Origin of the sequence: Alloalcanivorax marinus, assembly GCF_016906305.1 — a bacterium.
Classification (GTDB): domain Bacteria; phylum Pseudomonadota; class Gammaproteobacteria; order Pseudomonadales; family Alcanivoracaceae; genus Alloalcanivorax; species Alloalcanivorax marinus.
Map to the genome: position 1 here is coordinate 192,051 of NZ_JADDOL010000006.1, position 25,578 is coordinate 217,628.

General features: G+C 68.3%; 21 protein-coding genes. 6 read left to right on the forward strand and 15 right to left on the reverse strand.

Annotation, left to right across the window (positions count from 1 at the left end; genetic code table 11):
* Positions 1 to 27 precede the first annotated feature (27 nt).
* Genes IM760_RS07715 through IM760_RS07725 form a run of 3 tightly spaced genes read left to right on the forward strand, consistent with a single transcriptional unit; the run spans position 28 to position 1,275 of the window.
* On the forward strand, positions 28 to 183 hold the full coding sequence (locus IM760_RS07715) for a hypothetical protein (RefSeq protein WP_204428075.1): 156 nt from the start codon (positions 28 to 30) through the stop codon (positions 181 to 183).
* 4 nt (positions 184 to 187) lie between these two features.
* Entirely contained in the window at positions 188 to 541 is a 354-nt protein-coding gene (locus IM760_RS07720; RefSeq protein ID WP_204428077.1) for a PilZ domain-containing protein, read from the forward strand.
* Positions 538 to 1,275 (forward strand): methyltransferase domain-containing protein, encoded by a 738-nt coding sequence (locus IM760_RS07725; RefSeq protein WP_204428079.1) that lies wholly within the window; start codon positions 538 to 540, stop codon positions 1,273 to 1,275. Before IM760_RS07720 ends, IM760_RS07725 begins: the two co-directional genes overlap by 4 nt.
* 84 nt (positions 1,276 to 1,359) lie before the next feature.
* Here IM760_RS07725 and IM760_RS07730 read toward each other — a convergent pair whose 3' ends face one another.
* The 5 genes from IM760_RS07730 to rnd are packed head-to-tail and all read right to left on the reverse strand — an operon-like array spanning position 1,360 to position 4,033.
* A complete protein-coding gene (locus tag IM760_RS07730; protein WP_204428080.1) occupies positions 1,360 to 1,809 on the reverse strand; it encodes an HIT domain-containing protein in 450 nt (149 codons plus the stop codon).
* Positions 1,806 to 2,180: a hypothetical protein gene (locus IM760_RS07735; protein ID WP_338021379.1), complete on the reverse strand. Its 375-nt coding sequence runs from the start codon at positions 2,178 to 2,180 to the stop codon at positions 1,806 to 1,808. The genes IM760_RS07730 and IM760_RS07735 overlap by 4 nt, the downstream gene beginning before the upstream one ends.
* 28 nt (positions 2,181 to 2,208) lie before the next feature.
* Positions 2,209 to 2,646, reverse strand: coding sequence for a YcgN family cysteine cluster protein (locus IM760_RS07740; RefSeq protein ID WP_204428081.1), 438 nt, complete (start codon positions 2,644 to 2,646; stop codon positions 2,209 to 2,211).
* Complete coding sequence (locus IM760_RS07745) at positions 2,639 to 2,938, reverse strand: YcgL domain-containing protein (RefSeq protein WP_204428082.1); 300 nt, start codon at positions 2,936 to 2,938, stop codon at positions 2,639 to 2,641. The genes IM760_RS07740 and IM760_RS07745 overlap by 8 nt, the downstream gene beginning before the upstream one ends.
* A gap of 21 nt (positions 2,939 to 2,959) precedes the next feature.
* Entirely contained in the window at positions 2,960 to 4,033 is a 1,074-nt protein-coding gene (gene rnd, locus IM760_RS07750) for a ribonuclease D (RefSeq protein WP_204428083.1), read from the reverse strand.
* A gap of 147 nt (positions 4,034 to 4,180) precedes the next feature.
* Between rnd and gpmA the strand changes: the two genes are divergently transcribed.
* Positions 4,181 to 4,927, forward strand: coding sequence for a 2,3-diphosphoglycerate-dependent phosphoglycerate mutase (gene gpmA / locus IM760_RS07755; protein ID WP_204428084.1), 747 nt, complete (start codon positions 4,181 to 4,183; stop codon positions 4,925 to 4,927).
* A gap of 3 nt (positions 4,928 to 4,930) precedes the next feature.
* Here the strand turns inward: gpmA and IM760_RS07760 are convergent, their stop codons facing one another.
* Positions 4,931 to 5,932 carry a lipase secretion chaperone gene (locus tag IM760_RS07760; protein WP_204428085.1) on the reverse strand — a complete coding sequence of 334 codons (1,002 nt, stop codon included), beginning with the start codon at positions 5,930 to 5,932 and terminating at the stop codon, positions 4,931 to 4,933.
* 179 nt (positions 5,933 to 6,111) lie between these two features.
* Between IM760_RS07760 and IM760_RS07765 the strand changes: the two genes are divergently transcribed.
* Both IM760_RS07765 and IM760_RS07770 read left to right on the forward strand, forming a co-directional pair.
* Positions 6,112 to 7,035 carry a lipase family alpha/beta hydrolase gene (locus IM760_RS07765; protein WP_204428087.1) on the forward strand — a complete coding sequence of 308 codons (924 nt, stop codon included), beginning with the start codon at positions 6,112 to 6,114 and terminating at the stop codon, positions 7,033 to 7,035.
* Positions 7,036 to 7,134: 99 nt separating this feature from the next.
* Complete coding sequence (locus tag IM760_RS07770) at positions 7,135 to 8,136, forward strand: putative solute-binding protein (RefSeq protein WP_204428088.1); 1,002 nt, start codon at positions 7,135 to 7,137, stop codon at positions 8,134 to 8,136.
* A 215-nt stretch (positions 8,137 to 8,351) separates the two neighbouring features.
* On the opposite strand, the gene IM760_RS07775 is transcribed toward IM760_RS07770, so the two are convergent.
* The 9 genes from IM760_RS07775 to bcsA form a co-directional block, all read right to left on the reverse strand.
* Entirely contained in the window at positions 8,352 to 9,458 is a 1,107-nt protein-coding gene (locus IM760_RS07775) for an acyl-CoA dehydrogenase family protein (RefSeq protein WP_239549691.1), read from the reverse strand.
* Between the two features lie 338 nt (positions 9,459 to 9,796).
* A complete protein-coding gene (locus IM760_RS07780; RefSeq protein WP_204428091.1) occupies positions 9,797 to 11,170 on the reverse strand; it encodes a phosphomannomutase/phosphoglucomutase in 1,374 nt (457 codons plus the stop codon).
* A gap of 14 nt (positions 11,171 to 11,184) precedes the next feature.
* Positions 11,185 to 12,855 (reverse strand): glucose-6-phosphate isomerase, encoded by a 1,671-nt coding sequence (gene pgi / locus IM760_RS07785; RefSeq protein WP_204428092.1) that lies wholly within the window; start codon positions 12,853 to 12,855, stop codon positions 11,185 to 11,187.
* Entirely contained in the window at positions 12,855 to 14,159 is a 1,305-nt protein-coding gene (locus IM760_RS07790; protein WP_204428093.1) for a UDP-glucose dehydrogenase family protein, read from the reverse strand. Before IM760_RS07790 ends, pgi begins: the two co-directional genes overlap by 1 nt.
* Positions 14,160 to 14,167: 8 nt before the next feature.
* Positions 14,168 to 15,046 carry a UTP--glucose-1-phosphate uridylyltransferase gene (locus tag IM760_RS07795; RefSeq protein WP_204428094.1) on the reverse strand — a complete coding sequence of 293 codons (879 nt, stop codon included), beginning with the start codon at positions 15,044 to 15,046 and terminating at the stop codon, positions 14,168 to 14,170.
* Between the two features lie 128 nt (positions 15,047 to 15,174).
* Positions 15,175 to 16,203: a family 8 glycosyl hydrolase gene (locus IM760_RS07800; protein ID WP_204428095.1), complete on the reverse strand. Its 1,029-nt coding sequence runs from the start codon at positions 16,201 to 16,203 to the stop codon at positions 15,175 to 15,177.
* The gene (gene bcsD / locus IM760_RS07805; protein ID WP_204428096.1) at positions 16,193 to 16,666 is read right to left on the reverse strand and encodes a cellulose biosynthesis protein BcsD; all 474 of its coding nucleotides are present in this window, start codon (positions 16,664 to 16,666) and stop codon (positions 16,193 to 16,195) included. The genes IM760_RS07800 and bcsD overlap by 11 nt, the downstream gene beginning before the upstream one ends.
* Positions 16,667 to 16,668: 2 nt before the next feature.
* On the reverse strand, positions 16,669 to 21,207 hold the full coding sequence (locus tag IM760_RS07810) for a cellulose biosynthesis protein BcsC (protein ID WP_204428098.1): 4,539 nt from the start codon (positions 21,205 to 21,207) through the stop codon (positions 16,669 to 16,671).
* Positions 21,204 to 25,538: a UDP-forming cellulose synthase catalytic subunit gene (gene bcsA, locus IM760_RS07815; protein ID WP_338021381.1), complete on the reverse strand. Its 4,335-nt coding sequence runs from the start codon at positions 25,536 to 25,538 to the stop codon at positions 21,204 to 21,206. The genes IM760_RS07810 and bcsA overlap by 4 nt, the downstream gene beginning before the upstream one ends.
* Positions 25,539 to 25,578: the final 40 nt, after the last annotated feature.

Sequence of the window (25,578 nt, forward strand, 5' to 3'; positions counted from 1 at the left end):
GAACGTTTCACGCGATACGAGGCCCGTATGAACCGCCCGGAACCTGATCGCGCTCCGTCGCGCGCCACCGAACCGCTGCCGAAAAGCTGGCGGCCGGCCCTGACCTTGCTCGGGGCCCTGCTGGCGGTCACCGCCGCCATCGCCGTGGCCGCCGCGGTGGTGGACCGCATGATCTACGGGTAAGGCCATGCCGCACCGGGACGAGCACCGCCAGCATCCCCGCCAGCCCGCTCCCCGAGGGGTCGCCCTGACCCTGCGCCCGGAACACGCCGGCGCCGACCAGGAGGCCCTGCACCTGTTGTGCCGGGACCTGTCCCGCACTGGCCTCGGCGTCAGCTTTCCCCAACCGATTCCCCCGGACACCGATGTGGAGCTGTGGGTCCATGTGCCAGAACGGTCCGGCGCGCCCCTGCACCTGTTCGGCACCGTGGCCTGGTGCGCGGCGCCGCTGGGCCAGTGGCGCGCCGGCATCGCTCTGGACCTGGAGCGCGGCGACGGCGGTGTCTGGGAGGCCCGTTTCGCCCCCGGCACGCCGCCGTGAACCGCGAGCCGGAGCGCCTGTTCCGGCGCGGCGCCTCTTACCAGTCCCATCGCCCCGACTATCCCGACAGCCTGTTCGCCACCCTGGCCGATCACGCCCCGGCCCGCCGCCGGGCGCTGGATCTGGGCTGCGGCAGTGGCCAGGCCTGTGGCGCGCTGGAAGCGCACTTCGATCAAGTGCTCGGCATTGACGTGAGCCTGGAGCAATTGCGCGCCGCGCCGCCCGGTGGCGCCCGCTATCTGGTGGCCCGCGCCGACGCCCTGCCGGTGGCGGACGCCAGCCTGGACCTGATCACCGTGGCCCAGGCGCTGCACTGGTTCCCGCTGCCGGCCTTTTTTCATGAAGCCGGCCGGGTGCTGCGCCCGGCAGGCCTGCTGGCGATCATCAGCTACGGGCTGTGCACGGTGACGGGTCTGGAAGGGCTGGTGGAGGATTTCCACGACCGCACCCTCAAGCCCTGGTGGCCGCCGGCCCGCTGGGTGGTGGTCAACGGCTACCGGGGCGTCACCCTGCCCTGGCCGGAACGGCCCGACCCGGCGCCGGCGCCCATCGAACGGCGCTGGACCTGGCGGGACATGGCCGGCTACCTGGACACCTGGTCGGCGCTGGTCAAGGCCCGGGCCGCCGGCGAGGACCCGCTGGCGGCGTTTCTGCCGACCCTGCGGGCGGCCTGGGGCGAGGAGGAAAGGACGGTGCGCTGGCCGTTGCGGGTGCGCTGCTGCGCGCGGCCTTGAGGGGGGATCGCGACTAAAGTCGCTCCTACAGTAGCGTGAAAAGGGTGCTGTAGGAGCGACTTTAGTCGCGATAAAACCCGCAGATCAGGCTTTCGGAAAATGCTCCGCCAGCAGGCCCGCCAGCCGGTCCAGGCGGTGGCGGCGTTTGGCCAGGCCGAAGATGTTCATCATGCGCGTGCCCCAGGTCAGCGCCGTGGCCAGGGTGTCGCCGCCGCGCCGGGGGATCACGTGGATGTGCACATGGGGCACGTGCTGGTTGGCCTCGCGGCCGTCGTTGACCATCACGTTGTGCGCCAGCACGTCCAGGCCGGCGCGCTTCTGGGCGCGGATGGTGCGCCGCGCCAGCTCGAACAGATGGGCGGTGAGCTCCGGCGACAGATTCTGCAGCAGCGGCTGATGCTCCAGCGGAATCACCAGGCAATGGGCCTCGCGCACCGGGAACAGGTCCAGCAACACCATCGCCCGGTCGTCCCGGTAGACCACGCTGCCCGGCAGCTCGCCGTCACGGATGCGGCAGAACACGCAGTCGCTCACTCGACCCCCGCGTACTCGTCGTCATCGTAATGGTCGTAGCGGTCGCCGTACTTGCGGCGCCGGCGCCAGATCTCGGCCAGCGCCACCAGCACCGCCACCACCAGGATCGCCAGCAAGGGCGCGCCGGCGCGCCACGGGCTGGTGTCTTCCTGGAACAGGCCGTCGAACACCACCACCACCCAGGCCGGCGCCAGTTCGCCGTGTTCCGGCGACACCGACCAGGGTGTCAGCAGCAAGGCCGCGCCCACCGCGCGCAGTGGCAAACGGACGGCGCTGGCGAACGGCCGGGTGATGTACCACAGCACGAACAGCACCCCCACACATCCCAGCAAATAGGCGAACCATCCCCACATATAGGCTTTCGTCGTCACGGTTACTCCAGTTGATCGGAGGGCGGCCTCAGCCCACCCAGTGCACAATATGCTCTTCCAGGTCGTCCTCGGCCACCCCGCGCTCGGACACCACCCGGCCGGCCACGCTGATGCCCGCCTCGCGCACCGAGTCGGGGCGGCCGGAAATCAGCGGGTGCCACGCATTCAGGGCCTGGCCATGGGCACGGCGCCGGTAGGCGCAGGTCACCGGCAGCCAATCGAAATGCGCCGCCAGGTCCGGCGTCACGCTCAGACAGTCGGGAACATGACGATGACGCTCGGCGTACACGGTGCAACGGCAGGCCTGGTCGTCCAGGTAGGCGCAGGCGACGTTGGTGAAGGCCACCTCGCCGCTGTCCTCGTCCTGCAGTTTAACCAGACAACAGCGCCCACAGCCATCACAGAGCGCCTCCCATTCCTCGGCGTCCAGTTCCTCCAGCGGCAATTCCCAGAACCGTTCACGCACGGCGCGGACGGTCCGGGTGGCCTTCCGCCAGGTACAGGTCCTGGTCCGGCGGCGGCGGCATTTGCAGATAGAAACCCTGCTCGCGGATCTTCGCCATTACCTGGCCCACGTCCGCCCGGCTCAGCGGCCGTGCCGGATCGAGGATCAGGTCGGTGACGTGGCGCGGTGGTCCGAACCGCTCCAGCAGCGCCTCGGGCAGATCCTTCAGGCCCCGGGTTCGCTCCACGTACAGGTACATGTCCTGGCGGCGCGGGCTTTTATAGATCGAACAGAACAACTTGCCTTTCAGCATCGGGATCTCCGTCGAATCGGCTCACAGCCGTTCCAGCAGCGGCCGGGCCACCAGCTCATGGCGCCAGCCGGTGAGCGGCTCGGGCAGCCGGGACGGGTCGCGCACCAGCGCTTCCAACCAGCGCCGGCGTACCAGCACGTCGGGCTTCAGGTTCAGTTGCGCGGCGATCTCGCCGACCCGCTCGCGCAGGGCTTTGACCTGCTGGCGCTGGGCCGGCTCCAGCGGCCCGGGCAGCGGCGCCGGCGGCGTGGCCGCGGCGGCCTGCACCATCAGCGCCAGAATCTCCTCGCCGTCACGGCGGATCGCCTTGGGGTGCAGCCCCGCCGCCCGCAGCGCCTCCTCGGTGGGCCGCGGGGCGCGGCTCAGTTCCAGCAGCGCCGGATCGCGCAGCACGAAGCCCTTGGGCAGATCCCGCGCCCGGGCGCGCGCCTCGCGCCACTCGGCCAGCGCCTCCAGCACCGCCAGTTCGCGACCGCGCAGGGCGCCCGCCCCCTTCACCTGCCGCCAGGCGTCGCCGGGCTCGGCGCGCCGCAGGGCGTCCTCGCGCAGCCGCTCGCACTCTTCTCGCCACCAGTCCAGGCGGCCCAGACGCGCCAGTTCCTGGCGCAGCCCCTCGGCCACCTCGATCAGGTATTTCACGTCGTCCACCGCATAGCGCAGCTGCTCCTCGCTGAGCGGCCGCTTGAGCCAGTCGGTACGGGTGGCGCCCTTGGGCAGACTCACGCCCAGCCGGTCCTCCACCAGACGCTGGTAGCTCATCTGCATGTCCTCGCCGGTGAGCGCGGCGGCGATCTGGGTGTCCTCCACCCGCGCCGGGTAGGCCCCGGTGAAGGTGGCCAGGGCCTCCAGGTCCTCCGAGCAGGCGTGCATCACCAGCACCCGGTCGGCCAGGGCCGGCGCCAGGTCCGCCGCCGCCACCCGGGTGGTGTCGATCAGGCGGATGGTGTCGCCGTCGTGCACCTGCACCAGCGCCAGCTGCGGGTAGTAGGTGCGCTCACGCATGAACTCCGTATCCAGGTACAGGGGCGCGCCGGCGGGCAGGTCGGCGGCCCAGTCGGCGAGGGCGTCGGCGCTCTCGCACCACAGATAACTCATGTCGGTCCAGGCTTGCCAATGGTCCGGCGCATTATACGGATCGCGGGCGGCGGCTGAAACGGCCACGGCGGCTGGCGTTTCGGCCTTCGCGAGGTTTCTGGTAAGATTCGCGGCCTTCACGTTCACGGAAACCCACAGGACATCCCCATGAGCACCAAACTGGTACTGGTCCGTCACGGCCAAAGCGTCTGGAACAAGGAAAACCGCTTCACCGGCTGGAAAGACGTGGACCTGACCGAACAGGGTCGCGAGGAGGCCCGTCAGGCTGGCGTGCTGCTGCAGGAAGCCGGCTTCGAGTTCGACATGGCCTATACCTCGGTGCTCAAACGCGCCATCCGCACCTTGTGGACGATCCTCGACACCATGGACCAGATGTGGATTCCGGTGATCCGCGACTACCGCCTCAACGAGCGGCACTATGGCGCCCTGCAGGGTCTCAACAAGGCGGAAACCGCCGAGAAGTACGGCGACGAGCAGGTATTGATCTGGCGCCGCAGCTACGACACCCCGCCGCCGAAGATGGACCGCGACGACGAGCGTTACGCCGGCCGGCTGCGCGTCTACAAGAATCTGAAGGAAGAGGAAGTGCCGCTGTCCGAGAGCCTCAAGGACACGGTGGCGCGTTTTCTGCCCTACTACCAGGCGGAGATCGAGCCCCAGGTGCGCGCCGGCAAGCAGGTGCTGATCTGTGCCCACGGCAACAGCCTGCGCGCCCTGGTGAAGCACCTGAGCGGCATCTCCGACGAGGAAATCGTCAAGCTCAACATTCCCACCGGCATTCCCATGGTCTATGAGCTGGACGACGATCTGAAACCGATCCGCAATTACTATCTGGGCGACGAGGAAGCCGCCGCCAAGGCCGCCGAGGCGGTGGCCAACCAGACCAAGGGCTGAGCCTCAGGGCGAGGCCATGCGATCGAGCGCCTCCACCCGGCGGCGCTCCCGCTCCTCGAACAGGCGCTCGCGCAGCGCCTCAACCTGGGCGTCCCGGTCCGCCGGGGCCAGGCCGCTGTCGAGAATCGCCGCGCGCTGTTCCCGATAGGCCTGGTAGCGGCGGTCCCACTCCTGGCGGCGCCGGTCCAGCGCCGCCAGCCGGTCCGCCGCCTCGGCGCCCAGTTCCTGCTCGCGCAGCTGGTAAATGCGCGCTTCCGAAACGCCCCGCTCCCGCAACGCGGCCACGTCCGCCGCCAGCCGTACCGGCTGCCGTGACGCCGTGACCATGGCGCGCAGATCCTCCGGCAGCGACGCCTCCAGCTCGGCCAGACGGGCCGCTTTCTGCTCCGCGTTCAGGCTCTCATCGTCAAGGATGTCCCGGCGCGCCAGGGCGAAGCGGTCGTAGCGATCTCGGAATCCGAAAAACGCCTCCCGGGCGGTGGCGTCGAACCATTGGGCGCGCAGGGCCTGGCGTTCTTCCAGGCTGCGCCGCAGCGCCGCCGGCTCGCGGCCCGGCTCCTCCAGCCCGCGCAGCGCCGCCCGATAGCCCACGTACTGCTCGAACAGCGCCCACGCCTGGCGCGCCGCCCGGGGCGGCAGCACCTCATCCAGATGGGCGGCCACCCGGGCACGCAGCACATTGAGATCCTCCTCGCCCAGGGCCGACAGAAAATAATCGAACCGCCAGCGCACGCCTTCGCTCACCACCAGGTCACCGTTGGCGTCGGCGCGCAGTTCGCCGTCCGGCACCGTGCCCCGCCAGGAGGCCGGCGCCGCCTCCAATTTCGAGCCCCGGGCCACGTAGGTCTCGAAATCATCGCCCCCCTGCTGCGCACGCACCGGGGTTTTTGGGACAGAAGTGGGCGTGACCGAGGGCGCGCCCGCGTCCCCGGGAAACGGCACCAGCACCCACGCCAACGCCGCCAATACCAGTATTATCAGCAGGCTCGGGATCCATACCCGCATCCGTGTTCTCCTTTTTCTTCGTCCTTGTTGAACCACCACTGATCGGATTACGACTTTTTTATTAGTGAAATCCCCGCAACAGCGGAATTAGTCTGTTTGAACACCCCGCCACCGGCCGGGCGCTCCCCAATAGGACATTGGGCAAAAACACATTTCAACAACAAACATCAGGGAAGCTTATGAAACCGTTCATTCACGCGCTGCTGGGCGCACTGCTTCTGCTGGGGCTGAGCGGCCCCGCCACCGCCGGGTACACCGAGACCCGTTACCCGATCGTGCTGGTGCACGGCCTGTTCGGCTTCGACACCGCCGCCGGCGTCGACTACTGGTACCGCATTCCCGAGGAACTGCGCCAGGGCGGCGCCCAGGTCTACGTGGCCCAGGTCAGCGCCGCCGAGGACACCGTGGTGCGCGGCGAACAACTGGCGCGCCAGGTGGAGACCATCCTCGCCAGCACCGGCGCCGACAAAGTCAACCTGATCGGCCACAGCCACGGTGGGCCCACCATCCGCTACGTGGCCTCGGTGTATCCGCAATACGTGTCATCGGTGACCAGCGTGGGGGGCGTGAACTGGGGCGCCCGGCTGGCCGACGTGCTGCAGGGCGTGGTCGATAACGTGCCGTTCTCCGGCAATCTGATCGGCTACCTGGGCAACGCGCTGGCCGGCATCATCGATCTGTTCAGCGGCGGCGGTAACGACCAGGACATCCTGGCGGCGCTCAAGGCGCTCACCACCGCCGAAACCGTGGCGTTCAACCAGCAGTATCCGGAAGGCGTGCCGGCGCAATACTGTGGCGATGCTCCGCGCGTGGCGGCCAACGGCATTTCCTATTTCTCCTGGAGCGGCGCCAAGCCCCTCACCAACGGCCTGGACCCGTCCGACGCGCTGCTCGGGGCCACCTCCATCGTCTTTCTGGGCGAGCCCAATGACGGCCTGGTGAGCAGCTGTTCCAGCCACCTGGGCATGGTGATCCGCGACGATTACCGCATGAACCATCTGGACGAGGTCAACCAGGTGCTGGGCCTGCACGACCTGTGGAGCACCGACCCGGTGACCCTCTATCGCCAGCAGGCCAACCGGTTGAAGAACTACAATTTCTGAGTGACCGAAACGCTTTGCGAAGCGGGCGCCAGGGTTTTGTGTCCTGGCGCCACCCGCCTACCATCCATGGGAACACGACATGGATGAAGGACCATAATGATGACAAAACGCGTATCCGCTCTGTTGGCGGCGCTGGCCCTGTCGCTGGCCGGCACCGCCGTGGCCCAGGCCCCCATTGAGCGCACCGTTTGCGTGTTCGACATCGCCGGCCAGGCCGGCCCGACCATGGCCGCCATGCAGGACTGGCGCGCCGCCGCCCTGGGCTGGGGCCTGAAGGCCAACCTGCGGGTCTACACCAACGAGCAGGTGGCCGCCGAGGACCTGAAAGCCGGCCAGTGTGACGCTTCCCTGATCACCGGCCTGCGCGCCCGTCAGTTCAACAAATACGCCGGCACCCTGGATTCCATCGGCGCCCTGCCCACCATGGAACACATGCGAGTGGCCCTGCAGGTGCTGGCCCACCCCAGCCGCGCCGAAAAGCTCACCGCCAATTCCTATGAAGTGATCGGCATCGCCCCGATCGGCGCCGCCTACCTGTTCGTCAACGACCGGGAGATCAACACCCTGGCCAAGGCCGCCGGCAAGAAAGTGGCGGTGCTGGACTTCGACCCCACCCAGGCCAAGATGGTGGCGGCCGCCGGCGCCACCCCGGTGCCCTCCGACATCACCAACTTCGCGGGCAAGTTCAACAACGGCTCGGTGGACGTGATCGCCGCCCCGCTGGTGGCCTATAACGTGCTGGAACTGTACAAGGGCCTGCAGCCGGACGGCGGCATCATCGACTACCCGCTGCTGCAACTGACCATGCAGGTGGTCGCCAAGGAAGACCGCTTCCCCGCCGAGATCGCCCAGAAATCCCGCGAGTACTTCTACCAGAACCTGGACCGCGTGCTCGAGCAGCTCGACCGGGAAGCCCAGGCGGTGGACGACAAATGGTGGGTGGACATTCCCGACAAGGACAAGCGCGAGTACGAACTGATGATGCAGGACGCCCGGGACCAGCTGCGCAACGAAGGCTACTACGACCCGGACATGCTCGATCTGCTGCACAAGATCCGCTGCAAGATCGACGGCTCCCGCGCCGAGTGCACCGCCAACTGATCCTCAATGAGCCTCAGCCGGTCGGCGCGCCCGCGCCGCCACCAGCAGACAGGGCACCAGGGGGCGCGCTGGGGTCGGACCGCGACTAATTATTGATTTTAAAAGCTTTTTTGTTTTTTTAAGCGTCAAAAAAGGGCTTAATGAGCCCTTCTTTGACGCCAAAATGAACCTCTAACAAGCAAATCCTTCCGAGCCAGACGCCTCAAGCGGCGGGGCTAGAGCCCCAGTCGCTTGGCGATCACTTCGTTCATGATTTCGTAGGTGCCCCCGCCGATGGACAGGATGCGGTTGTCGCGGAACAGGCGCTCCACCACCGTGCCACGCATGTAGCCGGCGCCACCGAAAATCTGCACCGCGTCCCAGGTCACCCGATCAGCGCATTGAGTGGCCTGGTTCTTGGCCATGGACACCTCCAGGACGCAGTCCTCGCCGTTGGCGATGCGGGCCGCGGTGCGATAAGTGAACTCCCGGCTTACCGCCACCTGGGTGGCCATCTCCGCCAGCTTGTGACGGGTGACCTGAAAGCCGGCCAGGGGCCGGCCGAACGCCTGGCGCTCGCGGGCGTAATTCATGGCTTCTTCCAGAGCCACCTGGGCGGTCATGTTGGCGGTCACCGCCAGCACCAGCCGCTCCATCTGGAAGTTGCTCATGATGCAGTAGAAGCCGCCGTTCTCCGGACCGATCAGATTTTCCGCCGGCACGCGGCACTCCTCGAAGAACAGTTCCGCGGTGTCCGACGCCCACCAGCCCATCTTCTTGAGCTTGCGCCCCACCGTGAAACCGGGCGTGTCCTTCTCCACCAGCAGCAATGAAATGCCGCCGAAACCCGGATCGCCGGTGCGCACCGCCACGGTATAGAAATCCGCGCGCACGCCACTGGTGATAAAGGTCTTGGCACCGTTCACCACGAAATGATCGCCGTCGCGGACCGCCCGCGTGCGCAGATTGGCCACGTCGGATCCGCCGCCGGGCTCGGTGATCGCCAGAGCGGAAATCTTCTCGCCGGCCAGCACCGGCGGCACCACCCGCTCCTGCAGGGCCTCGGAGCCCCACTTCCATACCGGTGGCAGCCCGATATCCAGGGACCCCAAACTGGCCCCCACGCCACCGGACGTACAGCGCACCATCTCCTCGCAGGCCGCCACCTTCATGAACACATCCTCGCCACTGCCACCCCACCGCTCCGGCGCCCCGATGCCCAGAATCCCCGCGTCCGCGGCCTTCCGGTACAGCTCCCGGGGGAACTCCCCCGCCTCCTCCCAGTCATCCACGGACGGCAGAATCTCCCGCTCGACAAACTTGCGCACCGTCTCGCGCACCATCCCGTGGGTCTCATTGAAATAGGACAAATCCGCCACGCTACCTCCTCAAAATAAACCAAGCGCTTGCTTGGTCCGATACTAACACACCCCCCTGCCGGGGTCAGACCCCGGTTACTCCTTGATTTAGCGGTATTTTTTGGTTTAGGAGGCCCTTTTGGGGCGCTTGGACGGGCTTTTTCACGGGGCAAAAACGGCCTTTCAGGCCCGGGCTGACGTGGGTCGCCAAGGCTCAAGGTCGGATTTTTCAGCCCGAAAATACCCCTCCAAGCGCAAAAAACCACCCTCTTTCCAAACGAAAAGTCTTGGAAATCAGGTGGTTATCGGGGTCCGACCCCGGGTTAGCCGACGGTTTGGATGGCGTGTTGGATGGCGGTTTCGAAGCGTTGGCGGATGCGGGCCAGGGTGGCGTCGTCGCGGGCTTCGTAGCGGGTGACGAGTTTGGGGGAGGTGTTGGAGGCGCGGCACAGGCCCCAGCCGTCGGGGTAGTCCATGCGGATGCCGTCGATGACGCAGCGTTCGCCCTCGCCCAGGTCGGCGTTTTCCTGCAGGTATTCGATGATCCGGAACTTGTTTTCCTCGGTGACCGGGATCTGGATTTCCGGGGTCGAGTGCAGTTTCGGGAAGCGGTCGAAGAACGCCACGGCGTCGCCGTCGAAGCGGCTCAGGATCACCAGCAGGCGGGCCGCCGCCACGGTGGCGTCGTCGAAGCCGTACCAGTCCTCGGCGAAGAAAATGTGGCCGCTCATCTCGCCGGCCAGCAGCGCGCCGGTTTCCTTCATGCGCGCCTTGATCAGCGAGTGGCCGGTGCGCCACATTTCCGGTTCGCCGCCGGCCTGCTTGACCACGTCGAACAATTCACCGGTGCATTTGACGTCGAAGATCACCTTGGCGCCGGGCACCCGGCCCGCCAGGTCCTCCGCCAGGGCCATCAGCAGAATATCCGGATACACCACCTCACCATCGGGCAGCACCACGCCGAGGCGGTCGCCGTCGCCGTCGAAGGCCAGGCCCAGGTCCGCGCCCTGCTCGCGCACGGCGGCGGTGAGGTCCTTCAGGGTCTCGATATCGCCCGGGTCCGGGTGGTGGTTGGGGAAGGTGCCGTCCACGTCCGCGTACAGCGGCGTCACGTCACAGCCCAGCAGCATCAGCGCCTCCGGGGCGCACACCCCGGCGGCGCCGTTGCCGCAGTCCACCACCACCTTCATGGGGCGGGCCAGTTGATGGCGGCGCTGCACCGCGTTGAGATAGGCGGGCATCACGTCACGCTGATCGCGGGTGCCCTCGCCGGCGCTGAAGTCCTGCTCGACGATGCGCGTTTTCAGCGCCTGAATGGCGTCGCCGGACAGCGCGGTGCCCTGGATGACGATCTTGAAGCCGTTGTAGTCCGGCGGGTTGTGGCTGCCGGTGACCATCACGCCGGAGTCCGCGTCGTGGTAATGGTGGGTGGCGAAATACAGCACCGGCGTGGGCACCAGCCCCACGTCCACTACGTTGCAACCGCTGGCCTGCAGGCCGGCGGCCAGCGCGTCCACCAGCACCGGCGACGACAGGCGGCCATCGCGGCCCACCGCCACGGTGTCGCCGCCCCGGGTGCGCACTTCCGAGCCGATGGCCAGGCCGATCAGCCGCGCCGCCTCGTCGCTCAGGGTGTCCTGATAGATGCCGCGAATGTCGTAGGCGCGGAACAGGGAATCGGAAAGTTCGAAGCTCATCAGCAGTCCTTTTATCAGCGATCGTCCGGTTGTCGTTCGCGCACGTAGGCGGCCAGGGCGCGGGTGGAGGCATCCAGCCCGTCGGCGCCGGCGCCGCTCTCCAGCACCTGGATCATATCCTTGGCGATTTTCTTGCCCATTTCCACGCCCCACTGGTCGAAGGGATTGATGCCCCACAGCACCGCCTGCACGAACACTTTGTGCTCGTACAAGGCCACCAGCGCGCCCAGGTGACGCGGCGTCAGCTCGTCCAGCAGCAGCGTGGTGCTGGGTTGATTGCCGCGATACCGCTTATGGGTGGGGGTGCCGTCGTCCTCGGCCAGCGCCCGGTCGCCCAGCGCCAGCAGCCGCGACTGCGCCAGGCAGTTGGCCAGGGTCAGGATGTGCTGCTCCTCCAGCGGCTGCAGCTCGGCGCTGTTGCCGTTGCGGCGGCCGTGACGGGCGGCGGCCAGGAACTCACAGGCCACCGGTTGCGTGCCCTGGTGCAGCAACTGATAGAAAGCGTGCTGGGCATTGGGCCCCACCTCGCCCCAGATCACCGGGCAGGTGTGGTAATCCACCACTTCGCCGTCGCGGTCCACGGACTTGCCGTTGGATTCCATCTCCAGCTGTTCCACATAGGCCGGCCAGTGTTTCAGCCGCCCGTCGTAGGGCAGCACCGCCCGGGCGGTGATATCGAGAAAATTCAGATTCCACACGTCCACCAGACCGAGCAGCACCGGCAGGTTCTTCTCCCAGGGCGCCTCCTGGAAATGCCGGTCCATCTCGTTGGCGCCGGCCAGCAGCTCGCGGAAACCGTCCATGCCGATGGTCAACGCAATCGGCAGGCCGATGGCGGACCACAGGGAATAGCGGCCGCCCACCCAGTCCCAGAACAGCAGCTGGTTGTCTTCGTGGATGCCCCACTCGCTCATGCGCTCCGGCTTGGCCGACACGCCCACGAAATGACAGCGCAGCACGGCGCCGTTCATTTTCGGGAAAGCCTGCTCCAGCCAGCAGCGGGCGGTGGCCGCGTTGCTCAGGGTATCCACGGTGGTAAAGGACTTGGACGACACCACGATCAGCGTGGTGGCCGGGTTCAGCTCGTCCAGCAGCGGCGCGATCTGGCTGCCGTCCATGGACGAGACGAAGTGCACGCGCGGGCGCCGGCCTTCGCGGGGGTGGTTTTCGTGCAACGCCACCGAGGCCATCAGCGGCCCCAGGTCGGAGCCGCCCACGCCCACGTTGACCACATCGGTAATGGCGTCGCCTTCGCAGCCGCGCCACTGGCCGGACAGAATCCGTTTGACGATGCGCTCCATGCGCGCCAGCTGTTCCTGCACCGGGTCCGGCTCACCCTGGGGGCGCGGCGGCTGGCGCAGGCGCCAGTGCATGGCGGCGCGGCCCTCGGTCCAGTTCACCTCGCCGCCTTCAAACAGGCAGCGAATCCAGGTATCCAGGCCACGGGCGGCGGCCAGGGCGCGCAGTTTTTCCAGGGTGTCGGCGGTGAGCCGTTGCTTGCTGATGTCCACCAGCAGGCCGCCGGCGTGCAGGCTCAACGTCTCGAAGCGCCGCGGATCCTCGGCGAACAGGTCCGCCAGATGCCAGTGGCGGGCCTGCTCCGCGTGCTCGCGCAGGGCCCGGTCGGCGTCGCGGGCCGCGTCGGTGTGGTGCGGGGGCAGGTCGTGCAGTGGTGCGGCGGTCATCAGCCTCTCCCGATACCGTGATAGGTGAAGCCCTGACGCTTCACGTACGCCGGGTCGTAGATGTTGCGCCCGTCGAGAATCAGCGGCGTGCGCATGGCTGCCTTCAGGTCGTCCCAGTCCGGGCCCCAGTAGGCCTTCCATTCGGTGACCAGCATCAGGGCGTCGCTGTCGCGGGCCGCTTCATAGGGATCGTCGTGCAGCGTCAGGGTGCCCTTGCCGCGCGCCCAGTTGGACAGCTCCGGCAACGCCAGCGGGTCGTGCACGTGCACGTCCACGCCCTGGGCCCAGAGGGCCTCGATCAAACGCAGGGCGGGACCGTTGTCGACCCGGTCGGAGCCGGGCTTGAAGGCGGCGCCCCACAGGGTCACGCGGCGCTCTTCCACGTCGCCCTCGAAGTGGCGCCAGAACTTGCGGAACAGCACTTCCTTCTGGCGCTCGTTGATCTGCAGCACCTGCTCGAGCAGCTCGGCGCCGATGCGCCGGCTGCGCAGGGTGTCGGTCAGGCTCATCACGTCACGGCTGAAGCCGGGACCGCCAAAACCACAGCCGGCGTACAGATAGGCCTCGCCAATGCGCGGGTCGGACCCCACGCCCTGGCGGATCACGTCGATGTCCACCGCCAGTTCCTCGGCCAGCAGCGCCATGTCGTTCATGTAGCTGAGCCGGGTGGCGAGCATGCCGCTGATCGCCAGCTTGGTGAATTCCGCTTCGCGGGGCAGCATCACCTTGAGCACGTCGCGGCGGCGGTTGTAGGGCCGCAGCAGTTCACGCATCAGCACTTCCGCCTCGCGCTCGTCGCAGCCCAGCAGAATATGGTGCGGCCGGGTAAAGGAATCCAGCGCCTGACCTTCCTGCAGCGTGTCCGGCAAACACACCACCGGGGTGTCGGCGCCGGCATCGCGCAGCCGGGCCTGCAACTGCTCGGTGGTACCCACCGGAAACACACTCTGGTTGACCAGCAGGCGGGCGCCGCCCCGGCCGGCCCAGTCGGCCAGATGCCCGGCCCGTTCCAGATCGCCGGGCTGCAGCGCCAGACACACCACCGGCGCCGGCTCGCTCACCGCCGGCTCGCCGTTGACGTCGGCCAGGCCGGGTTCGTCGGTGCGGCAGTCCAGCCGCCCGGCGCGGCGCTGGGCGCTGACCAGTTCCGACAGGCCGGGCTCCTGATAGAGCACCCGGTCGTCGTCCAGGGCCCGGGCGACGCGTCCCGGCGGCAGCCACCAGCGCACCCGATGGCCGCTCTGGGCCATCGCCGTGGCGGTGACCATGGCGCACAGGGTGTCGCCGAACATATCGATGCGCATGACGTCCTCTAGGCCTGGTAACGATCAAGCAGCGCGCGGGCGGCGTCGCCGATTTCCGCGTGCTTCAGCGAGTAATGCAAAATCGCTTCCAGGTAGCCTTCCTTGCTGCCGCAGTCGAAGGTGCGGCCGAGCATGGCATAGGCTTCCACCGGCGCCTGGCCGATCAGCCTGGCCAGGGCGTCGGTAAGCTGAATTTCGTCGCCGGCCCCCGGCGGCGTGTCGGCGAGCAGATCCATCACTTCCGGCGGCAGCACGTAGCGGCCCACCACCGACAGGTTGGAAGGCGCCTGCTCGCGGGAGGGTTTTTCCACCACGCCGCGCATGGGGGCGCTGTCGCCGGGCTGGGGCGGGGTGCCGTCGAGGTCGGCGATGCCGTATTTGTGCACCAGCTCGTCGGGCACTTTCTCCACCATGATCTGGGCGGCGCCCTCTTCCTCGAACCGGCGGATCATGTTGTTCAGATCGTTGCCGCGCCCGTCACCGTCCACCAGCACGTCCGGCAGAATCACCACGAAGGGTTCGTCGCCAACCACCTGGCGCGCCTGCCAGACCGCGTGGCCCAGCCCCTGGGGCGGCCCCTGGCGCACGCTGATCACCTGCACGCCGTCCGGCAGCGGCCGGCGGATTTTTTCCAGCAGCCCGGTCTTGCCCTTGGCTTCCAGCTGCGCTTCCAGCTCCGGATGGCCGTCGAAGAAGTTCTCGATGGCGGTCTTGCTGCCGTGGCTGACCAGGATGATCTCGGTGATGCCGGCTTCCACCGCCTCTTCCACCACGTAATCAATCGCCGGCCGGTCGACGATCGGCAGCATTTCCTTGGGAATGGACTTGGAGGCCGGCAGCATGCGGGTACCAAACCCCGCCACCGGAATGACCGCTTTCCTGACCATGGAAACTCCTTGAGAAAAAATTCGGGACGAAACGGGCCCGGGCAATGTTTTTATTATGAAACACAACGCCGTGCCGTGTTCCGCAAGCGGTTCGCGGCGTACGGGCTAATTACATTCTTTTACCAGAGCTAGGAATGAGGCCGCCACGCCATGCGGCTGAGCATCAGCAGCGAGGCGCTATAGTAGTCGTCGTCCTGCCCCGGCGACAGGGGAATGCTGTCGCCATTGCCGAGCAGCAGCGCCCGCACCGCCAGCCCCCCTCGGGACAGGCTGAAGTCGGCGCTTTCACCGCTGACCAGATCGACCCAGGCCGGCGGCCGGGGCCGCAGCCAGTAGCGGCGGATGCCGTCCAGGGCGCCGGCGTCGCCCAGGCCCATCCAATAAAAATACAAGGGTACCCGCACCGCCTCGAAACCGAAACGGGGCGGCCAGGCCTCCGGCAGCGCCAGGCTGCCGTCCTTGTTGAGCCGCAGCCAGTCCGGCACCAGCCGGTGTTCGCCGAAACGGGCCTCGTGCATCAGCCGGGCGCCGTCGTACATCAGGCGCCGCCAGGGGCCGTTGGGCTCCAGGCGGGCAAACTCATCCAGCGCCGGCATCACCCAGTAGGAAGGATTCAGGTTCACGTAGCCCTCGTGAACGAAGCCGGAGCGGGCCGGCAACAGCACCAGATAGCCGCCGTATTCCAGCAGCAGATGACGGCGGATCGCTTCGCGCAACGCCAGCGAGTCGCTGAGGTAGCGGCGCACGCCCCAGCGCTGGCCGGCGCGCTGCAACGCCCAGGCGATCAGCAGGTCGCCGTCGCTGGCGTTGTTGGGGTCGACGATGCGCGGGTCCGCGTCCGGCTGATAGCGCCAGGCGTAGAGGCCGTCCACCGGCCGGCGCAGGTGTTCGCGGGTCCACTGGTAGAGTTTTTCAAAACGGGGACGGTCGTCGAAATGGACCGCCATGAGCATGCCCCAGCCCTGCCCTTCCGTGTGGCTGACACCGCCGTTGCCGGTGTCCACCACCCGCCCCTCGTCGGTCATGTAACGCTGTTCGTAGTGGCGCCAGCCGGCGTCCCTCGCCACCGCGCCCGTCGACATCAGCGCCAGCCCGACCAGTAAGGCCACCAGCCAGCCGGCGCGCCGTGTCGCCCCGCCGTCATCCTCAACAGCCATAGCAAAATTCCAGCGGCCCATCCGGTTGGGCCTTGAGTACCTGCACCTCCACGGTGCGATCACCGCCCTGGTCGCGCAGCCAGGCGTTATAGGCGCCGCCCAGCAGCGCCGCCAGCGCCGCCGTCCAGGTTTCGCGCACGGTACCGTCTAGCCGGGGCCAGGCATCGTGCACGATTACGATCATGTCCGATTCGCCGTGAAACTGACACCAGCCCCAGTCCAGCTGGTTCCAGCGCCGGTTGATGGCCGCTTCCAGCCCTTCCAGGGTGTCCTGCTCATCGATCGGCAGGTCGCCGGCGATCTTGGCGCCGAGATGACCGAAAAACGCCAGCATCTCCTGGCTGCCGGCGCTGGCGTTCAGTTCCTCCACCAGCGCGGTCATGAACAACCGCCACTGGCCGCTGAACTGCCGACCCCGGAAGTATTCCAGCGAGCGTGCCTGATTCGCGGTCTTTTTATCCATGATCACGGCTCCATGGTGTAAAGCAGGTTGATCATCGCGGACGTTTCCGAGTAATCCCCGAACGTGTCGTAATCGATGCTGGTGCCGAGGCTGAACGCCGGCGACAACTGATAGTCGAGTCCCGCGCCCAGGTTGAGCCCGAAGCCGCTCTTGCTCTCGGCGTCGTAGTACGACGCAGTGGCGATACCGGCGTCCACCAGAATATCCATCCATTGTTGTTGTTCTCCCAGGGTCGGGAAATACGGTGCTTCCTCCACCGTGTAACTCTGGAAGCCCGGTTGCAGGCGGGCGTTCCAGCTGACGCGGTTGTAGGTTTCCTTGTAGGTGATCGGGAAGGCCAGGCTGACGTAATCCTGCGGGCTGAAATACCCCCCGTGCCCGTAGGTGAACTGGCCCCGGTTTTCGTCGAAGCTGCGGTAATTGAGATGCACGCCGGTCTGCAGCGTGCGCCAGCGTTCGTTGATCGGCTTCACGTAGGCACCCAGGTTGAAGACCGCCGCCTGGTTGGTGTCCACATTGTGGCCCTGGTAGCTGTAGAAACCCAGATCCCCGTAGCTGCCCACTTGACCGTTGTCATAGGCCAGGCCGATTTCCGCGCCGGAGCGCGTCACGCCGCCCCAGCGGTCGCCGGTGACCGGATCCTCGACGCCGGCATAGGACAGCAGGCTGTCGGTGACCGCGCGGCGCTGGGCGGTGAGCCGCAGGTTGGTGTGGGTGGCCACCCGGGGCGCCCAGGTGATGCCGCCCACCAGGTTGGTGACCTCGAAGCCGTAGGGGGTGCTGCCGATGTCGCCGCTGAACGCCCCTTCCCGGTAACCGAACGCCACCGCCATGCCGGCGTCGCTCTGGTTGCCGTAGGCGGCGGCGCGGCGGTAGGCGCCGGCGCGGGCCGCCACGTCGCTGACCAGCTGCCGCACGGCGGCGGCGCGGGCCCGGTAGTCGGCGGTGGTGGCGGCGTCCAGGGAGAAGTCGCTGCTGCCGAATTCCCGCTGCAGGTAGTTGTCCACGAACTGGCGCTGCTCGTTGCTCAGCGCATCCAGGTCGATGCCCGACTCGAACAGCACATTGCGCTGGACGCTGCTTTCGAAGTTGTCCCGGGCGTCGTCGAGCTGGTTCTCCGCGTTGGCGAACTGGTTCTGCCGTTCGTTGAAGGTGCTCTGCGCCTGGTTGAGCTGGGACTCGCGGGTGTCCACCGCCGCCTGCAACGCCGCCAGTTCCTCCTCGGTGGGGTCGTTGGCGTTGAGCAGCGCGTCCTGGGCGTCGGCCAGGTTCTGCTGGGCGGTGGTGACGTTGGTCTGGGCGGCGTCGCGCTGGGCCTCGGCGGTGGTGAAGGCGCCCTGGGCGGCGTCCAGATTGTCGGCCACCTGATCGATGCCATCGATCAGGTCATCCACGCCGCTGAGCTGCTCCACCACCGCCGAGGCGGCGGCGGAGGACGCGCCGGTGGAGCCGAAGCGACGCGTGGCGTCGCCCTCCAGGGTGCCCGCGTTCAGGTAGACCGGCGAGGCGGTGGCGGTAAAGCGGCCACCGCCGAACGGCACCGACGACAGGCCGATGTCGCCGCGAATCTCGGTGAGTTGGCTGAGCCCTTCCTCACCGTCGCGGAAGCGCAGCGAGAGACCGCCCTGCCCCTTCGGCGACAGCGCCCGGCGCAGGTCGCCGCGCAGGTCGTCGATGCGCACCAGCCGTTCTTCGCTGGGCGCCGGCTTGGCCGGTGGCGCGGCGGCGGCGCGGCGCGGGCTGTACCCGCCGCTGCCCGCCTCGCCGGCATCGGCGTAGGCGCCGCCCACGGCGTCGCCCCGGTCCGGCCGGCGCCAGTCGCCGGCCCAGGCCTCGCCACCGCCGCTTCGGTAGGGGCTGGCCGGGGTCGGCGTCGCCGGTGCCGAATCGTAGGAGCGGTTCAGGTAGCCCCGGGCCTCGCCGTCCGGCTGCCAGCGGCCGGCCACCCGGGTCTCGCCGGGCAGCCAGACCCCGGCGCTCTTCGCCGCGCCGGAACGGTCGTCGGCGCCGCTGAAGGCGGCCCAGCGGCCGTCGTCGCGGGAGCGACCGCCGTCGCGGAACGGATTGACCACGCCCACCACCGACGGGCCGCCACTGCGCTCCCGGCCCGCCGCCTGGTTGGCGAAGGTCAGCGCCTGGCGTTTGTCGCCCTGGGCCTCGGCGGTGCGCGCCGCCAACAGCAGCAGTTCCGCGTCTTCCAGCGGCGCCACCTGACGCAGCAGTTCCTCGGCGTGGTTGGCGTCGCCGGCGCCCAGGGCGGCGGCCACGGCGCCGCGCCGGGCCACCACGTCCCCCGGGTCGCGCTGCAGTTGCCATTCGAACACGCTGGCCGCGTCGGCGAAGCGCTCACCCTTGAGATAGAGGTTGCCCAGCTCGTGCAGCAGGGCCGGCTCCCGGGGGCGCCGCTCCAGTTCCGCCACCAGCACGTCATAGGCCTGGGCCAGCTCGCCGCGCTCACGCAGGGCGGTGACCTGATCCAGCAGCAACTGGTCGCGGGTATCGTTGAGGGCGGCCCGGGCCGGCGGCGCGTCGGCGGCACGGCGGTCGAGCAGCGCCATCAGCCGGCGCGCCTCGCGTTCATTGCCGGTGCGCGACAGCACCGAGGCGTGGGCGAGGAACGGCGTCACCGCCTTGCTCTCGCCCAGGTGCAGATCCAGGTCCCGGCGTACCAGCGCCACCGCCAGGGCGTCCTCGCTCTGGTCCACCAGCAGGCTGGCCACCTGGCCCAGCTCGGCGGAGTCCGTGGGCGGATTGCGGTAGAGATCGTCCAGGGCGTTCTCCACCTGCCATTCGTCCCCTTCCGCCAGCACCCGGCGCAGGCTGGCCACCCGGGCGCCGCCGCGCACGCGGTCGCGCAATTGGTTGATCTCGTCGTCGCGCTGGTTGGCGGGAATGCGCTCCACCAGCGCCTGGGCGTCTTCCCAGCGCTGCTGCTTCTCGGCCAGCAACGCGGCCACCTGCAGGTCGGCCACGTCCGGCTTGCCGTCCAGCAGCGGGTCGATCAGCGCCCGGGCCCGACGCGGCTGGCCCTGGTCGTCGTAGAAACGGGCCAGTGACAGCCGCGTCCAGGGATCGTTCGGCGCCACCGCCATGGCTTCGCGCAGGGCCTGTTCCCCGGCGCCGGCGCGGCCGGCGGCGATCAGGTCCTCGCCCTGCTGCCGCAGGCTGTCCACCCGCTGCTGGCGCAGATAGCTCAACTGCTCCTTGGCCGACGCCGGCAGCTTTTCGAATTCCGCGTCCGCGTCCTGATAACGGCCCTGGGCCAGCAGCGCCCGTACCAGGCCACCGCGGGCCTCGGTCATCGCCGGGCGCTCCACCAGCAGGTCCCGATAGAGGCTTTCCGCCACCACCGCGCGGTCCTGGGCCAGCAGAATCTCCCCTTGCAGCAGCTTGGCGTCGCGGCCCTGGTTACCCGGCGCCCGGGTGAGCGGGCGCACGTCCTGAAACGCTTTGTCCAGATTGCCGTTGCGGAAGGCGGTGCGCACCCCGGCCAGTTGGCCGTAGAAGCGGGCGCTCTCCAGGGGCGGCCGCCACTCGGCGGCCTTGTCGGGGTTGAGCTGGATGGCCCGCGCCAGGGACTGCTGGGCGTCCTGGAATTGCTCCCGGCGCAACTGCACCAGGCCCAGGCCGGCCAGCGCGTCGGCGTCATTCGGGTCTTCCTTGAGGGCGGCGCGGAACGATTGCTCCGCCGGGTCCACCCGGCCGGCCTGCAGGGCGGCATAGCCCCGGCCCCGGGCGGCGCGCCCCTGGTTATCGGCGCCGGCCAGCTTGGCGGCCACCGCCTGGTCGTCGGGAAACGCCTCCAGGTACTCGCGCAGGGGCGCCACGCTGTCCTGGGTGTCGGGCAGCCACAGCAGCGCCTGACGCCAGGCGTCCAGCACCTCCCGGTCCTGTTTCGCCTGCCACAGTGCGCGCAGTTGCTCGATGCCGCGCAATCGGGTGGCGTTCTCGTAGGTCAGCACCTTGGCCAGGGCCACCGCCACCTGGCGGTCACCGGGGCGCTGTTCGGCGAGCCGCTGCAGGCCGGCGCGGGCCTCCGCCCGGCGGCCCTCGACGCCGGCCAGGGTCTGGTAATACTCCAGCGCCAGGTCCGCCGGCGGGGGGCCGTCGAACAGTTCTTCATAGCGGCTCACCGCCGCTTTGGCGTTGCCGGCGCGGGCCAGCTGGCGGGCGTCGCGCAGTTGCTCCGCGTCCACGTCCTCCCGCCGCAGCCGCTCGTCCAGGCGGCGCGCGTAATCGCTGTTCGGCGCCGCCTGGCGCAGCCGGTCGGCGTAGCGCTGGGCGGCGGCCGGGTCGCGTTCCTGCTCCAGCACGGCCATCTGGTAGAGCGCCGCCGGATTGTCCGGGTCGGCGGCCAGCACCCGTTGCAGGGTGTCCGCGGCCAGATCCGGGCGATTATTGCCGCGCCAGAACTCCGCCTGATCCAGCAACCGCTGCACCGACGCATCGCTGCTCTGGCCCAGGGACAGCCCCGGCGCCATGGTCAGCGTGGTCCCCAACAGGCCGGCCACCAGCCATTCATTGAAGCGCTTCCCGCTCATCGCTTTTTCCGTTCCCCATGTTCGTTGAGACGCCGCGCGGCCCGGGCGCGCAGCAGCGGCACCAAGGTGCCCGCGATCAGGACCAGTACAAACAACGCGCACAGCAGCAGCACGTCCGGCCGCTGCCCCAGGGACCAGCGCAGCATGGTCGGCCAATCATTGTGTCCGTCCGGACGGACCGGATGGATGCGGAAATTCCGCACCACGTCTTCCTCGTCCAGCACCGACAGATCCTCGCCCATCAGCGCGCGCACCTGCTGCTGGTCCAGGGCCTCCACCAGGGGCGCCAGACCGGAAGCCTCGTTGCTGGTCAGCAGCACCATCTGGCGCTGTTCGCTGAGCGGCGTGTCGTCGGCGATGACGCCCTGGATCAGGGACCGGCTGCTCAGGGCCCGATCCGCCGGGCCGCGCTGCAGGGATTCACCGTGCAGCACCCATTGCTTCAAGCGTTCCAGCAGCGACGGCGCGCGCACCCGCAGGCGGCCCTCGCTGAGATAGTACGGCGCGCGCACCAGGGTGCGCGCCATCGGGTCATCCAGCGGCACCAGCGCCAGCCAGTGGCGGTCCGCCACCGCGCGCAGCTGGTCCTCGCCCATGGCCAGGGCCAGCTTGTCGCCCACCACGCCGGTGGATTCCGCCAGCCGCGACACCGCGGTGAAGGCCGCCCCCAGAGAGGAGAGCGAGGCCTTCTTGGGCAGCACCAGGGCGGTGCGCGCCAGGTCCGCGTAACGGGTGAACGGGAAGCCGGCGGCCACGTACGGCCGCAGGTTGGGCACTTCCGCCAGGTGCCAGGTCTCGGTGAGATCCAGGGTGGAATCCGGGTACACCTGGCTGACCACGTCGGAGGGCAGCGTCACCGAGCAGGGGTCGGGGAAGCGATGCGCCAGATTGAAATAGAAGGTCAGTTCGTTCTGGCCGTGAATCAGCGACGGCGGCACCGGCAGCACCGCCTGCTCCTGGCGCAACGGCCCCATGGCCAGCCCCCACAGGTGCTCGAACAGCCCGCGCCGGGTCACCGGCAGCGAGCCCAGGTACTCGCCGTTGAGCGCCACGTCCAGCCGGGACTTGTCGGTGTTCAGCCATTCGCCGTCCGGAAAGCGGTAGCGCACCCGCAGCGGCACCGTGTCCCCGGGCCACAGTTCCAGATCCGGAGCCACCTGGAACGGCACCCGGATCAGCGCCGGGGTAATGCCGCTGACCCGCAGCTGCTCCGGCGGCACCAGATCGCCGAGCCGCAGGGGGATGGCGTCGCCGGCGTTCCAGCGCGGCGCCGAATAGGGCCGGCTGGGCGCGATGGAGACCGCCTGGGCGGCCATCTGCTCACCGGACAGCACGGTCTGCGGATGAATCAGAAAACGGGCCGCTTCCACCAGCCCGGCACCGTCCGCCGCCTGCAGCACCAGCAGCTTGCCGCGGGTGCGGGGGTTGTCCGCCATGCGCAGCCCGGGCGCCGCGATGGCGCGGGGGGCCAGCCCGGGCAACGGGGCGGCGTCGGAGGTCAACACCACCGCGTTGTCATCGGGCAGCTTGTCCACCACCCGGAAGCTCAGGTCCCGGTAGCGGTTCTGGGCACCGAACCAGGAGGCCACCAGCGCGGCGGCGTGCACCTGTTGCGGGTCGTCCGGATCGGACAGCGCCAGGGTGATGCTCACCGGCCCGGAGGCGCGCGGATCAAAGAACGGCGAAGGCAGCAGATCCAGGCGGTTGGCCAGCGGCAGACGTTCCACCGCCAGATTGAGTACCGTGGCCGGCATCACCCGGGCGCCGATGCGCGGGTCCAGAGGGTTCAGACAGGTCTGGTCCACCACCCCGTAGAGCCGGAAGCCCAGCCGGTTGTGGTCGATCAGCAGCGACGGATTGATGTCGAAGCGGTGTTCGTGCACCTTGCCGTCGCCTTCGCGCAGAGGGATGCGCCGCACCGGCTCGCCGTTCACCGTCACCACCAGCTCGCCCTGCCCGGCGGCCAGCGCCGGATCATGGCGCAGGCGCAGCACCATGCTGGCCTCCACCACCACCTCGTCGGCGGGCAGCGACATGCCCACCCCGGCCTGGCTGCCGTCGCCGGTGAGGGTCAGGCCGTCGGCCTCGCCCAGTTGCTCCAGGCTGACGCTGCGCGGTTCCGAGGGCACCGGCGCCACCGAGATGGGTGGCGCCACCGGCGTGACCCGGGCGGCCTGGCCTTCCTGGGCCAGCGCCGGGCGCACCGCCAGCAGCACCAGTACCGCCACCAGGAACAGCATGGCAATGGGCATGATCCAGCGCCACAGCTTGCCCTCGTGGAACACCCGGTTGGCTTCCCGCTCCTCCGGGTCCCGGGACATCAGGTCGGGCAGGAACAGGCCCAGCACGCAGCGGGCCACCGGCCAGAACGCCCGGATCGGGTGGTCCTGACGGCGCTGGCCGTCGCTCAGCCAGGCGTCCGCCCGGCCCATAACGATGCGCACCAGACGGCGGCGCTGGTTGAGATCGAGCTGGCCGAAGCGCAGCCGGATATAACGGTGGTCGCCGCCCATCAATTCCGCCGGCAACAGCACCGAGCGGCCGTTCATGACCACTTCCACATGCTCCACCGCCTGGTCCGGCAGGCTGTTCTCCGGGTTGCGCAGCCGCCCGCCGGTCATGGACAGGTCCACGGTGCGCGTGGCCAGGGTATGGCCGCCGTCGAAATAAAGCGTGGCCGGCAGGTCCAGCTCCACCCGCACCGAGCCACGCACCTGCCGGCGCTCGCGGGCCACGGCGATGGTGGCCAGCAGGATGAACAGGCTGAAGCTGCCCCAGAACAGGTTCAACGACATGACGTCGCGCTGCACGCCGTAGTAGTCGTTCCAGTACCAGCGCACCGCCCCCCAGCCGAGGCCGGCGAGCAGCAGAAAGGCGGCCACCAGATGCGGTTTCACCGGGTTGACGTCAAAAAAGGTGTCCTTGAGCAGACCGCCCTTCTCGGTGACGTTGAACTTGCCCGCGCGCGGGTTGAAGAAGGTCACCAGGGTCGGCTTGATCAGGTGGAAACACAGCGACGACTCGTAGATCTCGCCCCACAGGGTGTGGCGGAAGCGGCCATTGAGCCGGGAGTTGGTGTAGATGGCGTGGAACAGGTGCGGCACCGCATAGGCCAGAATCATCTGCGCCGAGGAGGCGATGATGTTCTGCCCGATCAGCAGGTAGGCCAGCGGCGCGGTGAGAAACACCACCCGTGGCAGCGGAAACATGAAGTGCAGCGCCGCGTTCAGGTAGCACAGCCGCTGAGCGGCGGTCAGGCCGCGCCCGAACAGGGGATTATCCAGACGCAGGATCTGCGTCATGCCCCGGGCCCAGCGGGCGCGCTGCCCGATGTGCAGCGACAGGCGCTCGGTGGCCAGGCCGGCGGCCAGGGGCAGGCCGAGAAAGGCGGTGCGCCAGCCCTTGCGCTGCATCTTCAGGGCGGTGTGGGCGTCCTCGGTGACGGTCTCCACGGCGAAACCGTCCACCTCGTCCAGGGCCTCCCGGCGGATCACCGCGCAGGAGCCACAGAAGAACGTGGCGTTCCAGAAGTCGTTGCCCTTCTGCACCGGACCGTAGAACAGCTCCCCTTCCCGGGGCAGACCCTCGCCCACCGCCAGATTGCGCTCGAACGGATCCTGGGAATAGAAATAGTGCGGCGTCTGCAGCATGGACAGGCCCGGGTCCACGCAGAATCCGCCCACCGTGCTCTGCAGGAAGCCGGAGGTGGGAATGTGGTCGCAGTCGAACACGCAGATCAGCTCACCGTCGGTGAGCCCCATGGCGTGGTTCAGGTTACCGGCCTTGGCGTGGTTGTGTTCCTCGCGGGCGATGTAACCGACGCCGGCACGGGCGGCGAAGGCGGCGAACTCCTGGCGGCCGCCATCATCCAGCAGGTAGATGCGGATCTTGTCTTCCGGGTATTCCAGCTCCTGGGCGGCCAGCACCGTGTCCATCACCACCGGCAGGGATTCGTTGTAAGTGGGAATATAAACGTCGACGGTGGGCCACTGGCTCACGTCCTCCGGCATCGGCGTGATGCCGCGCTCCAGCGGGAACAGGGTCTGGATGTAGCCAAAAAACAGGATGATCCAGGCGTACAGCTCGGCGGCGTAGAGACCGTAGCCGAGCACGTATTCAAAACCGGTCTGGAAGACCAGGGTTTCGGTGGTGCGCCAGTACAGATAGCGGCTGGACACCACCAGCGACATCAGCATCAGCCCCACGGAGGCGCGGCGGGAGTCCGGGCTCAGCCGGTTGACCAGAATCGCCAGCACCGCGCCGCACAGGCCCAGTACGATCTGGTGACTGGCGTCCATGGGCGTGGTGATAAAAAAGGGTATCCGGATTATCTGGTTGGTATGCGAGAGAGAAAGGTGGCCGACAAACTCA